The following is a 13,334-nucleotide window of genomic DNA, read 5'->3' on the forward strand; positions in this document are numbered from 1 at the left end:
GTTGCAGGGTGCGCACCACTGGCCCGACGCCTGGACCGCCCGCCTGGCCGTGTTCCGGTGGATCACCCGCTACAACACGGTCCGACGGCACTCCCGCCTCGGCCAACTCAGCCCGATCGCCTACGAGATGATGGCAGATAGTCTGAGGCCTGCCGCCTGAAATCGGTGTTCGCGTTCATGGGGGAAGCCCCCGGTGCCGTGGCAGTCGTGGCAGGTGTGGTCGTCGCTGGTGAGGCCGGTGCCGTTGCAGGTGGCGCAGCACAGGTGGAGCACCTGGGTCACCGGCTGTTCCTAATCTGCCGGGGGATGATGTCGACGAAGACGCGGTACTTCCCGGTCCGGGCGTGGTCGGGAACGGGATGCGTCACTGAGGTGACGGTGAAGATCTCGCGGATGCGGAACATGCTGTAGGTGATCTCGGCGTGAGTGCCGTCGAGGCGGATGCGCATGGTCAGGTGTCCTTTGGTCAGGCGGCGTGGGTCTGGTCGGTGTCGGTGGTGATGCAGTCGTAGTAGCTGTCGCGGGCGGCGTGCCGGTCGCGGGCGGGGGCGAGAATCGCGGTGATGTCGTAGGTGACCGGTCCGAAGTGGACGGCGGTCCCGTAGTGGCCGTGGGCCGCGGCTTCGGCGTTGATCTGGGTGCCGAGGAGCGCGGCGATCTGGTCCATCTCTTCGCGCATCTGCGGGTCGGTGGTGCGCTTGGGGAAGTAGTGAATGATGGCCTGGGTGCGCGGGACCGGGAGCGCGGGGGTGGTCTCCAGGAAGTCGGCCAGGGCGCGGAGTCCAGTGATGAACGCGGTCCGGTGGTCGTCGCTGGGCATGGGTGGTTGTCCTTTCACAGCGCGTCTGGTGTGAGTTGCAGGTGGCGGAGCAGGCCGGATGCGAGCTGGTGAGAGATGCCGAGGCGGGTGCGGAGCAGGTCGCTGGTGATGGGCTTGCCGTGTTTGGCGCGGTGTTCGTCGATCACGCGCCGGGCGTAGTCCAGGAGCGCTGGGGAGGGTCCCGGAGCGTCGCCCCGTCCGCTGGTGTGGCCGTGTGGGGCGGTTTCGGTGGGGGCCTGGACGAGGGCACTTGCCGGGGATGGCGTGATCGCTGCTGAGGATGCCTCTGGTGCCGGTTGCGGGCGGGGGTCGGCCCCGCGGCGTTCGAGCATGGAGACGGCGATCAGAAAGGCTGCTGCCGGTATTGCGGCTGTGATCCAGCCCCAGGTGGTGGGTTCGGCTTGGTGAAGGTTGGCGGCCAGCGACAGGGTGATCCCGGCGATCAGGACGAGGGTGGGCCAGGAGGTCGGACCGGTCCTTTCGCGTCCGGTCTTCTTGTCGCGTTGGCGTTCGCGGGCGGCCATGACGCAGGTGAGGTCGACGCACACCGCGATGGCCCAAGACATCCAGCCCGTCTGCCCGTGCTCGATCGCGGTGTCTCGGATGTGGGTGAAAGAGCCGGCACCGGCGATGAGCGCCAGGAGCAGGACGGGACCGGAGTCCAGCAGCCAGGCGGCGAGGCGTCGCATCACAACTCAGCCCTTCCGAGGTTCCGGAACGAGATCGGTCATGGGGGTGAGGAACTGAGTGAGGTCGGCATCGGCGACCTCTTCGGTCTGTTCGCCCGCGGTGATCTGCGCCCATGAGGGCGTCAGGTCGGCGTAGATGTGGGCCGCGTGCTCGGCGGCGTGTTCGGAGACGTAGAAGGAACGGGCCCGGTACCACTGGCCGTCCTGGGAGGCGACGATGGCGACGCCGGGTGTCTCGGCGGGGATGGCGCGGGCGGAGTCCAGGGCGGCCGGGTCGAGGTCGCCGAGGGTCATGGTGGCGGTTTCGGGGTCGTTGACGCGGTGGCAGATCCGTCCCGAGCATTGGGCGCGCAGGGCGGTGACGCCGGGGCCGAGGTCGGAGCCGATCCGCTGGCCACAGCAGAACAGGTAGATGCCGAACGCCCGGCCGAGCTGTGCCACGCGTAGGAGTGCGGTGGAGGTGTGGGCGATCTCTTCTTTCTCGCTCTTGTCGGCCATCAGGTACAGCTCGGCCAGCTCATCCACCAGGACCACGACCGGCACCGGCCGCCGCTCCTCAGGAAGCTGCCAGATGTTGCGCGCCCCGGCCGTACGGCAGATGGCCATCCGCTCGACCATTAGGCCCACCAGGTCATCCAGCAGGCCCACGCACTCGACGCGGGAGGTGGCCAGCGCCGACAGGCGAGGCTCGTACGGGGTGAACTCAACGCCCCCTTTGAGGTCGAAGCCCACCAGCGCGACCGGTTGAGGGGCTAAGCCCACGATGAGGGCGTTGGCGAGGTTGGACTTGCCGGATTGGGTGGCTCCGGCGTTGAGCCAGTGCGGCACGGTGCGGAAGTCGATGACCCACGGGGCGCCGGTCTCCAACCGGCCCACCGTCACCTGAAGCAACTCGGCCGACGCGGGCAGTTCCGCGACCCGGACGAGCGGATCCCGGACGGTGGCGGCGAGCGTGACCCGACCGCGCTTGGATGAGGAGACGCGGACGGCGTGCACGCCCCAGGAGTGGGCGAGCCGTTCGGCGACTTCGGCGTAATCGGCCGGGATCTGCCCTTCGAGCAGGCGCAGCGTGACCCGCCAGCCGTACCGGGTAGGCAGTGGCAGCCACATCCACGGCTTGGTGTCGACGGCGATGCGCTGCCATTTGCGGCGCACGCGGACGACGCCGGTGGAGGCGACCAGGCCGGGGACGGTGGTGAACCAGAAGCGATGACGTTTCTTGGTCAGTCCGCAGCCGAGGGCGATCTTGCGCCAGGACGCCCGTACGGAGACGGCGGTGAGCGGGAATCCGACGCACAGCCAGAAGGAGCGGTAGTGGAAGTGGTGCCAGGCCCAGAGCCCGGCCGCTGCGGCGGCCAGGACTCCGAGCACCAGGAGCAGACCGTCAGAGGACACTGGCGGCCTCCACAGGGGAGGGCAGGAGCGCCGAGGCGCGGTAGGAGATGCCCCACCGGCCAGACAGCTCCCACACGTACCCGACGAGCCCGACCGGAGTGACCGTGTCGCCGGGGCTGACGGGAGGCTCGCCGACGACACCGACCTTGAGTAGCTCGATCTTTCCGGCGGTGTCCTCGACGGAGCACAGGACCTCGTAAACCGTGTTGCCGTTCTTGTCGGTCTTGATCTCGCCGGTGTCCTTGTTCACGATGCGCGGGCACGGGGCCTTGACGCAGATGAACTGGAGCCGGGACACGTCGACGGGGATCGGGATGTTGCGCATGAGCTGGAGACCTCCACGAGAGTGATTGTTCTAGCTACTAAGATACCTAGGTATCTAGCTCTATAAACCGATACAGCTAACTTCCTTTCGAAGTTCGTTACAACTTGCCCAGAGACCTAGATGCCTAGAACCTCTACAGTGAACCTATGGGCAACACCGATCGGCGCCGGCCGTACCTGCGGATCGCCGAGGCCATCCGTAACGAGATCGTGGATGGCCGGTACGGCGTGGGGGAGCAGCTTCCCGTGGCCCGGGAACTCGCCAACAGGTACGGCGTCGCCATGATGACCATCGGTAACGCGCTCGCGGTGCTGCGCGACGAAGGTCTGATCGAGACCCGGCAGGGATCAGGCAGCTTCGTGATCGGCACGCCGGAAACCGGCGACGACCGTCAGGCCGTCACCGAGGAGCGTAGTGAAGAGTTCCGCGTGTTGTCCGAGCAACTCCGGGAGATCCGTGAGCATGTACAGAAGCTCAGCTTCAGGCTGGACGACCTAGACGCTCGGACTCGTCGTCCTGATCAACCCGCACAGTGATCCCGAGCGCCCGCCGCTGAAGCTCGGCAAGCTCGGTCGAGATCTCTGCCAGTTCCCGCAGCAAGATCTGTCGCTCGATCTCGTTGAGACCCACGAGTACTGCCCCATTCGTGTAGGCAGGCACGGCGTGCCCTATGGACGATCAAAGGGCGGTGAGCCAAGCGCGGCCAGGCTCACCGGACGAACTCTGGATCAGCCCAGCCTCATCACCTGAGCGAGGTTGGCCACCTCACGCTGGCGAAGATGCTTACCGCTGTCCCTTAGATCACGCACGATGTTGCGGACCAGGGGACGGTTGCGGACGTGCTGTGGAGCGATGCGATCCGCCCTCAGAAGTGCCTCGACAGCCTCGTTCTCCTTACGATTCATGTGGAAGCCCGCCGCAGCACACGTCCAGTAGTGCGCCTGCCGTTCCGACGAGGCGATCTCGGCGATCTCTACCTGTTCGGCGCGTGTGATCACGTCGCGCGGGCGCCCCAGCTCCATGCTGACCTCCACCGCATGGATAGTCGTGTTGACGCGGTTGAACTGGGTCTGGAAGACGTTGCCGTTGGCCGGCAACCGGTCGGCGATGCGCCGGGCCTCGACCAGGTGGCTTTCCGCCTCAGTCTGGTTCCACAGCCGTGCGAACGCCACGGCCGCCCGAAGATGCAAGGCTCCCCACAGCGCTCGCAGCGAGTCGTCACCCCCACCCACGTGTGGCTCAAGCTGATCGAGCGCGGACAGCGCCGCATTCTTGGCCGGATCCAACGAAGCTTCATGAAGCCACACGCCGCACAGATCCCACGAAGCTGCGGCGACGAGCTCGGGTGCCCCCACCTGCTGGGCAGCGACCAACTCCCGTTGTACGGCCGTCCACCCGAGGTCATGGTGCCCGAGAAGATTGGAAGAGACCCGCGCCATATGACAGGCGCGCAGCATCAGCGCCTCTGCCCGATCGCGATCCGGCGAAGCGCCCGAAGTCAGCAACAGCAGATCGGTGATGATGTTGGGCAGGACTTCGCCGAGAGCGGTGAACTTGGCGTCCTGGCGGAGCTGCTCGGCAAGCCGCACGTTCGCTTCCAGGTCCATCAGCGACCGCGGCTCCCGGTTGCCCAGCAGCGCGGCCCCGCCCGGCATCGTTGCCTGCTGAAGCGCCAGACGAAGGCCAGGGATCGCCGAGTGGCCCGAGTCGAGTTCCGCCGTCTCATGGCGGTAGGGCTGGCCCGTCAGTTCGGCCACTTCCACCCCGAGCGCTTCGGCGAGCTGGCCGATGACGCTCATCCGATCAAGCGGCATCCTTCCGTTCTCCACCTTGGAGAGCCAGGAGACCGACCGGCCGAGCTTCTCGGCCAGCGTTGCCTGATCCCAGCCTTTGCGGTGGCGAGCCCGCGCGATGCGCTGCCCCGTCGTCATCTGCTCGGTGGCCATCTCACCCTCTCTCGTCGTCTGGTTCGACGATAAGCCGGGTGATCCGCATCACTGGCAGAAAAACTGCCAGTAGGTAAACGCCTCTAGCCGCAGGCCCGTACTGACCTGCGGAAACAATAAATCCTAAAGTTGTCGCCGTTTGTGCACTGCTTACGGGACAGGTCTTTTCAGGAATTCGCTATGCAACATCTATCACGTTTGTCGGGTCGTCATACCTCCCGGGAATCTGCGGGGACATCTCCGCATGAGCGATCAATAGGCCTGGCCGAGAAGGATGCGCATCCACAACCGCTCGGCGTCGCCGACTTGCAGCCAATCGGTCTCGTGGACGACCACGCTGTCTGATCGGTAGATACGTCGAACGAACACCAGCCCGCCGGCCTGGCACAGCTCATAGCTGATGTTCCGGCAGGAGCAGGTGTGCTCGCGGACCCTGATGCGGTCAGCGCGAGGAGTCGCCTCCTGCCAGGTCAGACGTTCATAGTCCCGCTGCAACGGAGCTACATGCAAGGCGCGACAGGTCTCGGACGCCTCCGGCCTGGTCATCGCCGGTCCTCTTGCCAGCGGAGGAGCGCAATGAAGTCGGGGAGTGCCTCGGCGGCGACGGTCTGCTCAAGCCCTGCCGCGATCTGGGCGTTGGTGAGCCATTCGCCGCGTCGCGTGCCGTAGTAGACGCCGGTGTCGCTGCGGAAGACCGCCCAGGTGGGGAAGGTCTCGCGGATCGCGTCGAGGTTGTAGGCGACGGAGGTCATGACAAGACAGTAGGCCAACCTGTCCTATGCTGTCTACACCATTGCTAGGACTTCCTGTTCTATGTTCGCAGGTGGGGACATACCTAAGGTCGTCTTGTGACCGAATGGGACCCCAGGTTGTACAAGTGGGAACAGATAGCGAACGTCGTCGCCGACCGCATCAAGGACGGCACCTACCCTCCGCTGTCGCTGATCTCCGAAGTGAGGCTCCAGGAGGAGTTCGACGTCGCCCGGGTCACTGTTCGCAAGGCGATGGAAGCACTCAGGGGACAAGGCCTGATCACCACCAAGCCGGGAAAGGGCTCGGTCGTGTCTCCCGCTGACGGGTCTTGATCGCGGAGCGCATTACGACTTTCGAGACGGCGCTGGTTAGCCTGAGCGAGGGCTTGCAGACACTGTCAGAGCCCGCCTGACCGCTAAGTTTTTTGCCATGCCAGATCGTGAGGTCTCCCCGCTACGCGTATCGCAGATCCTCATCTCTAGGGAGTTGAGCCAGCGCATCCGCGCATGGGGAAAGGCTCAAAGAATGGGCGTCAGCGAGCGCGGTCGTATCGCCCCCCAGGTCATCGATGCCTTCCTTACCGCCCACCCCGACGCCTCCGCGACCGCGGGCCGGCTCGAACTGGTCCACGCTGTCGTCCAGGAGCCAGGCGACGGACGCGCGGCCCCCGACGACTACGCCTGGCAAGACGATGAGGCGACGCTAGGTCCTATCTACACTCTGACCTTCGTCCACGCTTTGGACGAGCGCGAGGTCCTGCGCCGCTTCGGGGTTGCGCCACAGAACATCAAACTGCTCACAGATGAGGACGTGTACGAGCGTCTTGAGGCGACCGACGGCATGGGCGACCTGGTCATGACCGTCGGTCTTGGGGCATGGACGGTCGCGCTGGAGAGGGACGCCTGGCAGGGAACGCGTTCCGAGGTGCTTCGAGAGCTGTCGCGGGACGGCGGGCAGGCCATCGCGGTGAGCCGCCATGACTACGCCAGCCACCGCCTGGCCTACGCAGCCGACGGTCAGGTGCTCACCTCCTTCAACCCGGAGTTCCCTTTCACGCGCGAGGGCATCGATCCCGGCCACCTCGACAGGCACTTGTGTGACCTCGGCATCGACCCCAAGGCTGACGATCAAATCGGCAACTGCCTTCCCGCCGCCCTAGCCCTGGGATCAAGGATCAGCGGTGTCATGCTCACTCCCGCGCACCTCGAAGGCCCGCTCCTCGGAGGGAGCGTCACCATCCCGCCCTCGCGCTGACCACCTATCGTGTTGGTTGCCCGCAACGGCCGCACGTGTCATATAGGGCTATCGCAGTATGCGGCGAGCTGGACTGGCGAACCTGTCGAGGCACGCCAGCTCACCAAGATCACTCGAAGCCTGGATGCCGGATGAGAACTTTCTCTCCGTCTTCAAGGGCAGCCCGCCTGCGGCGGCCTGCCGCGCGTCGGGCGGTCGCTGTCCGCGCTGCGGCTCTTCGGCCGGTCGCGGCCAGCACCGCCCGCGCGCCCAATCTCCGGATGAACCGCCAGAAGAAGGCGCATCCAATCGGCAGAAAGCCGCTAAGCTTACACGCCGTGAGCTGGTCACTGAGCCGCCTTAAGCCCCGCGAGCCAGAACTGCTTGATGCGACATTCTTATCGGCTGGACGAGCGCTCTATCTGGCTAACGAATTTGAGTCGAAATGCCAGTTCGTACTAAGGATCTCGAATCTCATTGCAATCGTGGAAGACGATCCAGTCCTGGGCCTACAAGAGGCAATTTCATTGCTTCCTGGCGAAAAAATGCTGGGGCCTACATTGAAGGACCTTACCCAGCATACGTTAGGTGGTTTCGGCTCCCAGGATATTGGCGTTCTCGACAAAGCGCGGAAGGGTCGGAATTTCATTGCCCATGAAGGAGCAGCAATTGGAGTGATGTGGGCTGCAAAAAGCAACCAAATCCTTGATCACATAATCCGTCTGCGTGCTGCCGTTGCAGATCTGGCGCATGGGGATAACTTAATTTCACAGTGGTGTCACGGCATTGAAGAGCCGAAAGAGTCTCTGCCAAGATTCTTCATCGAAGCGTACCCGTCGATGATCGATGAATGGGTCTTTGGCCACTTTGGCGAACTGCTCGATGCCCTTGATTCCGGTGACTAATCAGATTAGGCAGCAGCGCCAGCGCTCGACCACGGCTCTCGATTCCACTCATCTAGTGATCCGGTTGAGGCCGTGACGATCGCCGGCTTCGGTTCTCTCCATGGGGGCTGGGGCGATCGGCTGCCGCGGACCGACTTCGTCGGTCCTTGCCACCGGATGACCAGGCTGGTCAAGCGCGCTGGGAAGCGATGGGCGTGTGGCGCGCGTTGAGAAGCGGTCACTCTGCCACTTCGCCGGGAGTTGGTTGGCGACGCGCGTAGGATTCTAGTCGTTGTTTGTCTCAGAAGCGGGGGCAGGTCGTAGGAGCTGGGGGAACGTGATCCGTGATGATGCGCTCGATGCCCTGCTGGAGATGAACATTCCGGCCAGCGTTCTGGAAGACTTCCCTGAGCTACCTGCAGACGTCGAGGGGTTGTTGGTCTACGGGAGCCGTGCCCGCCGAGACGCCGTGCCCGATTCGGACCTGGATGTGCTGGCCCTGGTGACGACTCAGCGACCCAGCACTGACTCCGGTTACGTGCACGTGAGCTACTACACCCGGAAGCAGCTCTCGACCGGCATCGGCACTCTTTTTGGGGCCCATCTCAAGCGTGACGCCAAGATTGTTTGGGACAGCCACGGCCATCTGACCCGCGCTGTGGAGGACATGGGCGAGGTCGACACCAAGCGACTCCTTGCCCGCGCTTGGAGTCTGTCTAAGCTCTTCACCACCCTGGAGCGAGATTTGCCGAAGTACCTCTCCGGCCTCTTGCGTCAGGCCCGGTACCTGCTACGCAGCTGCCTATACGCACGGGCCATCGCGGATGGTGCTCCCTGCTTCTCAGTGAGGGAGTTGGCCGTCCGGCATGAAGATCCTTACTTGGCTCGACTCCTGGCCTCACGGCAGTCAGGTGAGGCGACGGCAGCAGACCTTGAGCACTGTCTGTCCCGACTGCGCAGGATAATCGGCGAGTTCCCGCCCAACGAACATGGTTCCCTTGAGGCCACAGTCGTCAACGAATGGGGACGTCCCAGCGACATCCTCTCGATGGCGTTCATGGCCCTGGGCGTCACTGGGAAGACCTCCGACTACGCCGAGGTGGAGAAGATTTTGTTGTGAGCGCCGAGATAGCGTTTGTAGGCGACATCCACGGAAATTTGAGCGCTCTCCGGGGGCTATGCGAAGCCCTCGCTGCGCGAGGTGGACCGCACGCGATTTTCCTTGGTGACTACATCAACAAAGGTGCGCAGTCTGCCGAGGTGATGGAAGAGCTCCTTGCCTATTCCGGATCCGGGTACGCGACCCTCCTCAGGGGGAACCACGAGTCAGCGCTGCTCGATGCGTTGGACAACGAAGACTTGACGGCCTTCCTCAAGATGGGCGGAGCAATGACCATTCGGTCGTACGTTGGAACGAAAGTCGGACCCGACGTACTCAGTGAGTTTCGCGCCAGGTTTCCGAGTGAGCATTTAGGCGGGATACGGCGTATGCCCGAGACATACGAGTCGAATGATTTCATCGCGCAGCACACCCCTCCGTCCGCCGTGACGCGCAAGTTCCGGGTGAGTGCACACGTTCCAGTCGGCAAGCTTCCGAGGATCGGCCCCAACTCGGCGCAGCTGGATACCGGTTGTGGGTTCGATTACGGTCGTCTCACGGCTCTACTGTGGCCCAGCCTCGACTACGTCCAGGTTGACGCCCATGGCGCCATCGTGACCAGCTGACGGCGAACCGCCGCTCGGTCATTCGTCCAGCTGATCAAGGAGCCACTGGGCTCGCTGTTCGCCGTCCCTGTTCCCCATCGCCGTGTTCACTTCGAGACAGGCGCGCGCGTGCTCTCCCGCCTCGCGTCCCATACCGGCTGCACGGCAGCATTGTGCAAGCACGAGCAGGGAGATGGCTTCGCCCCGTCTGCTAGCGATCTGCCGGTTCAGAGACAAAGCACGCTCGGCATACGGCATGCCCTCGTCAGGCCGGCCCTGGCGGAGACACACCTGTGCGGCCAACGCCTCGGCATTCGCATGTAGTGCCGTCGGTGGTGTGCCACGCAGAGTCGAGACTACTTCGTTCGCATGAGAAGCCGCGGTTTCCAAGTCCCCCACACGAACCTCAAGCCTTGCCAGATTGACGAGGGACTGGCACACGTCCAGGTCGTTGCCCAAAGCGCGCCTCGAATCGAGAGACTTTTGGAAAGCGCGCCGAGCCGGCCCCAGGTCGCCGATTTTCTGGTGCGCAAGTCCTAGGTCGTCGAGGATCCGACAGCGGACTTTCTGGGCGTAGGCGTCACTCTCGCTAAGAAGTGTTAAGGCTTGCTCGAGCCGTCCTATTGCATCGACGTCGCGTCCCTGCCGACGCAGCACCCCTGCTTGAGCAGCGAAGGCTTCCGCTGCGAGCGGTGCGTACAGGTGTGAGGCTGTACTGACGAAGTGGTCGATGGCGCGCTGCGTCGCGGCGTGAGCCTCGTCGAGCAAACCGTAGCGGGCCAGGAACCGAGCGTAGGCCAGCTGTTCGGCCGGGCCGCCCAACGCGGCTGCCTCCCGGAGGTCCGCCCGTCCAGCCTCAGCCTGACCGAGGTCGACCAACTTTTCGCCGCGCAGGCGCAGGTTCGCAGCCCGCAAGACGTCCTTCCCGGACGACGGCAGCAGGTCGACATGCCTATGGACCTTCGATCCGGCCAGCGCTTTCCAAGCATCGAGGCGGTCAGTCAGCTTCGTCTTGAGCTCACGCATGTCCGCGATGGACTCATACATCATCGCGTGGTGACGGGACATCTGCTCTCGGAGCTTCACGATCCGTTCAGCGGGCGAAGGATGATTGAGAAAGGCCACCCACACGTCCCGCATCGGCTGCTCGGCACGGCCGAGCTCAAGCAGGCCCGTGAAGAGCTCCTCCTCGCTACCGGACGTGTATCCCCACGGACTGCCCGACTCGCTACCCCAAGATCCCTTGAACAACGCGACCAGAAAGTGACTCTCACCAATGAGTTCATTGATTGCCTCCTGTGGCCGCCGGGCAGTTCCTCGCACGCGCTCCCAGCCGACGACTTCGTAGGCAACGTTGCTCTCGCATCTGCAACGAGCGTTGTACTCATCGACGCTGGCGCGAACAACTTCACGCTCGTCTGAGAGATCGCCGGGCGAGGCTAGAAAAATGCGGAGCGGCAACGCGTCAGCCATGGACCCGACGATATCGGGTGCATTCACGAGGCGCCTGCGGGAGAAGAACATATGTGGCCTAATTGAGTGCTCGCAGTCCAAAGCCTCCCGAGCCTCCCAAGAGCTGGGCACTCGCTCGCACGAATCGTGCCCTCTCGCGTTCGGGCGCGCGCACATCCTCCGGGGCATTGAGGGTACTGACGCCAGCGCTAACGACGGTGGCAGATGGCCACGGACGGCGATGGATATGCGGGGATGGGCGCGGTCAGGCCAAGGGATGCCTGTGGGCAGCCCTGAACATTCCTGATCTTGCTACGGATCAGCTGTCAGCGCCCTACTGTAAGCAGGATTTGCGAGTTTGAGCAGAGGAGAACCAATTTGCCCCGGCTCCTGGGCCCGTTTATCGAACCGGACGTGAGAGCTAATCTCCACGTCCGCCCAAGTTCGGACCATCACGTCTTGAACTAGGTCATCGCCGTCGTGGACCGCGTCTAACTAGTTCTCTCTAGAGAGTTCTGGGTCTGCGTCCAGAGCTGATCTACACGCGGCGGCCTGCACGTCGGTGTATGCCAGCAGATAGACAACGCGGATGCGCGACGCCGTGTGGGAACGAAAGTAGGCCACCGTCGCAGCTAGCAGGGAGTTTACGGTCTTGTGCAAGTCGCTGTTGCCCGCGCCGGTCCCAAGAAGAGGCAGGACGACTGAGCGCAGTGTCTCCCCGGCTGTTGCGAGTCGGTCAACCTCGGCGAGGATGTTACGGACACACCGCTCCAAATCCATGACCGGACGGTAACCGGAGCCTGGTTCACCCTCGACGGCAGCGACATGCAGGATCCGCCGGACCTGGTGGCTTTCCTGAAGCTCCCCTGGCCCGGTGACCAGTACCGTGCCAGCCGGCACATGAGAGCGGCCTGTCATGCGTTCGGCGAGTTCCAGGGCGATTGTGTCGCGAACCAGATGGCCGACGTCATCCCTACGGCCGCCGTGGAAGCGAATCGTCGCGGAAATGGTGGGCTCGTCGATGCGTGACATGTCCATCCGGGTATTCTCCGGATTGACCCACACGTCGGTCCCTAGGACATTGGCCAGATTCCCGGTGATTATTCCAACTCGGTGCCGCCGGTCGCCGCGCAACGGCAGTTCATATCTCGTGCACTGGGTGAGAGGGCTCGGACCGTCTACCGGTGGACGCTCGCTAAGCAACTGTCTGTGTAGTGCGGCGTTCTCCCGAGTGGTCTTCTTTAAATTGGCTGCCAGTTCGTCCCATTGGCGCGTCCTAGCCAGCCATGCGAAGGATGCCATCATGAAGAACGCGGCGAAGCCGGCGGCGCCGCCGATCCCGAACCCCAGCGCCCGGCCCTCGGTTAGCGAGTCTGGAAACGCAGAGAATAGAAAGAGTGCCGCAGCCAGAGAGTAGAGAAGAATCACGGGCAGTTGGAGAGCGTACAGTCGCTCGGCGCGACCGGGCGCCGACGACCAGATCTGTAGCGCGATGCCGGAAACGGCGAGTGCCGCGGTGATGACCAAGTGCAGCGGGCTCATCGGTGGCATCGATCCTCTCTGCGTCGTGTCCACGTTGCTCAGTCGCTCCGCGACACTTGTCGGACGCCGATATTATGCGCAGCCGCCCATGACGCAGGTCCTGGAAAACCATAAATATCCGGTCTGCAGGCATTGCTTGCCCCGTGCACTGGCTTCGTGGAGCGGTGCACATGCCCCACTTGCCTGATTACACAAAGTCCGATCGGCAAGAGTTAGGACTTGGAGCTCCGTCTTGGTCATGTCGCGGTGGAGGAGCTTGCCACTGATCCGGTTGAGCTGACGGGAGATCCAGAGATGTTCCTACGCCGACGTCGACGCAGTCCCCAAGCGAGGCGAGCACCTTACCGCAACGCAGTCCGAGGAGGAGCATCAGGGCGTACGCGGCGTAGAGCGGATCATACGTGGCAGGGGCATGAGCACGGTGCCGACCATGGTGTGCGGGATATCCAGAGGCCATCCAAATCCTGCGCGAGCAGGGGTGGGGCGCTCTAAGATCTGCGTGTGGCTTCCGCTCACCGGGCCTCGAGGCCCTGCGGTTCAGCTCCACTTGTCATCGAGCGACGGGGTTCTCCGTCGCCCCGGAACTAGGCT

Annotated in this window: 17 protein-coding genes; 7 read left to right on the forward strand and 10 right to left on the reverse strand. The window is 63.7% G+C overall.

Annotated features, from left to right (window positions below; translation table 11 throughout):
• The first annotated feature begins 1 nt into the window (after position 1).
• On the forward strand, positions 2–160 hold the full coding sequence (locus QSK26_RS25615; protein WP_502888750.1) for an integrase core domain-containing protein: 159 nt from the start codon (positions 2–4) through the stop codon (positions 158–160).
• A 118-nt stretch (positions 161–278) separates the two neighbouring features.
• Here the strand turns inward: QSK26_RS25615 and QSK26_RS25620 are convergent, their stop codons facing one another.
• From QSK26_RS25620 to QSK26_RS25640, 5 genes are read right to left on the reverse strand one after another with little or no spacing between them, the layout of a single operon-like run.
• Entirely contained in the window at positions 279–449 is a 171-nt protein-coding gene (locus tag QSK26_RS25620; protein ID WP_285777798.1) for a hypothetical protein, read from the reverse strand.
• 17 nt (positions 450–466) lie between these two features.
• Entirely contained in the window at positions 467–820 is a 354-nt protein-coding gene (locus tag QSK26_RS25625; protein WP_285777799.1) for a hypothetical protein, read from the reverse strand.
• Positions 821–834: 14 nt separating this feature from the next.
• Complete coding sequence (locus tag QSK26_RS25630) at positions 835–1,509, reverse strand: DUF2637 domain-containing protein (RefSeq protein WP_285777800.1); 675 nt, start codon at positions 1,507–1,509, stop codon at positions 835–837.
• Positions 1,510–1,515: 6 nt separating this feature from the next.
• Positions 1,516–2,904, reverse strand: a complete 1,389-nt coding sequence (locus QSK26_RS25635; protein ID WP_285777801.1) for an FtsK/SpoIIIE domain-containing protein — start codon at positions 2,902–2,904, stop codon at positions 1,516–1,518.
• Positions 2,894–3,229, reverse strand: coding sequence for an SCO3933 family regulatory protein (locus QSK26_RS25640; RefSeq protein WP_285777802.1), 336 nt, complete (start codon positions 3,227–3,229; stop codon positions 2,894–2,896). Before QSK26_RS25640 ends, QSK26_RS25635 begins: the two co-directional genes overlap by 11 nt.
• Before the next feature lie 146 nt (positions 3,230–3,375).
• Here QSK26_RS25640 and QSK26_RS25645 point away from each other — a divergent pair, with 146 nt between their 5' ends.
• On the forward strand, positions 3,376–3,765 hold the full coding sequence (locus tag QSK26_RS25645) for a GntR family transcriptional regulator (RefSeq protein ID WP_285777803.1): 390 nt from the start codon (positions 3,376–3,378) through the stop codon (positions 3,763–3,765).
• Positions 3,766–3,957: 192 nt separating this feature from the next.
• Here QSK26_RS25645 and QSK26_RS25650 read toward each other — a convergent pair whose 3' ends face one another.
• The 3 genes from QSK26_RS25650 to QSK26_RS25660 form a co-directional block, all read right to left on the reverse strand.
• Entirely contained in the window at positions 3,958–5,175 is a 1,218-nt protein-coding gene (locus tag QSK26_RS25650) for a helix-turn-helix domain-containing protein (protein WP_285777804.1), read from the reverse strand.
• A gap of 252 nt (positions 5,176–5,427) precedes the next feature.
• A complete protein-coding gene (locus QSK26_RS25655; protein ID WP_285777805.1) occupies positions 5,428–5,721 on the reverse strand; it encodes a hypothetical protein in 294 nt (97 codons plus the stop codon).
• The gene (locus QSK26_RS25660; RefSeq protein ID WP_285777806.1) at positions 5,718–5,927 is read right to left on the reverse strand and encodes a hypothetical protein; all 210 of its coding nucleotides are present in this window, start codon (positions 5,925–5,927) and stop codon (positions 5,718–5,720) included. Before QSK26_RS25660 ends, QSK26_RS25655 begins: the two co-directional genes overlap by 4 nt.
• Before the next feature lie 96 nt (positions 5,928–6,023).
• Between QSK26_RS25660 and QSK26_RS25665 the strand changes: the two genes are divergently transcribed.
• From QSK26_RS25665 to QSK26_RS25685, 5 genes are all read left to right on the forward strand, one after another.
• Positions 6,024–6,260: a GntR family transcriptional regulator gene (locus tag QSK26_RS25665; protein ID WP_285777807.1), complete on the forward strand. Its 237-nt coding sequence runs from the start codon at positions 6,024–6,026 to the stop codon at positions 6,258–6,260.
• Between the two features lie 97 nt (positions 6,261–6,357).
• Positions 6,358–7,182, forward strand: coding sequence for a DUF6461 domain-containing protein (locus tag QSK26_RS25670; RefSeq protein ID WP_285777808.1), 825 nt, complete (start codon positions 6,358–6,360; stop codon positions 7,180–7,182).
• Between the two features lie 260 nt (positions 7,183–7,442).
• The gene (locus tag QSK26_RS25675) at positions 7,443–8,066 is read left to right on the forward strand and encodes a hypothetical protein (protein ID WP_285777809.1); all 624 of its coding nucleotides are present in this window, start codon (positions 7,443–7,445) and stop codon (positions 8,064–8,066) included.
• Positions 8,067–8,382: 316 nt separating this feature from the next.
• Positions 8,383–9,165, forward strand: coding sequence for a nucleotidyltransferase domain-containing protein (locus QSK26_RS25680; RefSeq protein ID WP_285777810.1), 783 nt, complete (start codon positions 8,383–8,385; stop codon positions 9,163–9,165).
• Positions 9,162–9,770, forward strand: coding sequence for a metallophosphoesterase (locus QSK26_RS25685; protein ID WP_285777811.1), 609 nt, complete (start codon positions 9,162–9,164; stop codon positions 9,768–9,770). The genes QSK26_RS25680 and QSK26_RS25685 overlap by 4 nt, the downstream gene beginning before the upstream one ends.
• Before the next feature lie 18 nt (positions 9,771–9,788).
• Here QSK26_RS25685 and QSK26_RS25690 read toward each other — a convergent pair whose 3' ends face one another.
• Together QSK26_RS25690 and QSK26_RS25695 are read right to left on the reverse strand one after the other, a co-directional pair.
• Positions 9,789–11,222 carry a tetratricopeptide repeat protein gene (locus QSK26_RS25690; protein ID WP_285777812.1) on the reverse strand — a complete coding sequence of 478 codons (1,434 nt, stop codon included), beginning with the start codon at positions 11,220–11,222 and terminating at the stop codon, positions 9,789–9,791.
• Between the two features lie 474 nt (positions 11,223–11,696).
• Positions 11,697–12,743, reverse strand: coding sequence for a macro domain-containing protein (locus QSK26_RS25695; protein WP_285777813.1), 1,047 nt, complete (start codon positions 12,741–12,743; stop codon positions 11,697–11,699).
• Positions 12,744–13,334 lie beyond the last annotated feature (591 nt).

It is taken from the genome of Microtetraspora sp. NBRC 13810 (assembly GCF_030268685.1).
GTDB lineage: Bacteria > Actinomycetota > Actinomycetes > Streptosporangiales > Streptosporangiaceae > BSRQ01.

What these genes read in the sequence shown, in the direction of transcription:
- QSK26_RS25620 (WP_285777798.1), bottom strand. Translation starts at nt 449, where the DNA reads ATGCGCATCCGCCTCGACGGCACTCACGCCGAGATCACCTACAGCATG.
- QSK26_RS25625 (WP_285777799.1), bottom strand. Translation starts at nt 820, where the DNA reads ATGCCCAGCGACGACCACCGGACCGCGTTCATCACTGGACTCCGCGCC.
- QSK26_RS25630 (WP_285777800.1), bottom strand. Translation starts at nt 1,509, where the DNA reads ATGCGACGCCTCGCCGCCTGGCTGCTGGACTCCGGTCCCGTCCTGCTC.
- QSK26_RS25640 (WP_285777802.1), bottom strand. Translation starts at nt 3,229, where the DNA reads ATGCGCAACATCCCGATCCCCGTCGACGTGTCCCGGCTCCAGTTCATC.
- QSK26_RS25645 (WP_285777803.1), top strand. Translation starts at nt 3,376, where the DNA reads ATGGGCAACACCGATCGGCGCCGGCCGTACCTGCGGATCGCCGAGGCC.
- QSK26_RS25650 (WP_285777804.1), bottom strand. Translation starts at nt 5,175, where the DNA reads ATGGCCACCGAGCAGATGACGACGGGGCAGCGCATCGCGCGGGCTCGC.
- QSK26_RS25655 (WP_285777805.1), bottom strand. Translation starts at nt 5,721, where the DNA reads ATGACCAGGCCGGAGGCGTCCGAGACCTGTCGCGCCTTGCATGTAGCT.
- QSK26_RS25660 (WP_285777806.1), bottom strand. Translation starts at nt 5,927, where the DNA reads ATGACCTCCGTCGCCTACAACCTCGACGCGATCCGCGAGACCTTCCCC.
- QSK26_RS25670 (WP_285777808.1), top strand. Translation starts at nt 6,358, where the DNA reads ATGCCAGATCGTGAGGTCTCCCCGCTACGCGTATCGCAGATCCTCATC.
- QSK26_RS25675 (WP_285777809.1), top strand. Translation starts at nt 7,443, where the DNA reads ATGAACCGCCAGAAGAAGGCGCATCCAATCGGCAGAAAGCCGCTAAGC.
- QSK26_RS25690 (WP_285777812.1), bottom strand. Translation starts at nt 11,222, where the DNA reads ATGGCTGACGCGTTGCCGCTCCGCATTTTTCTAGCCTCGCCCGGCGAT.
- QSK26_RS25695 (WP_285777813.1), bottom strand. Translation starts at nt 12,743, where the DNA reads ATGAGCCCGCTGCACTTGGTCATCACCGCGGCACTCGCCGTTTCCGGC.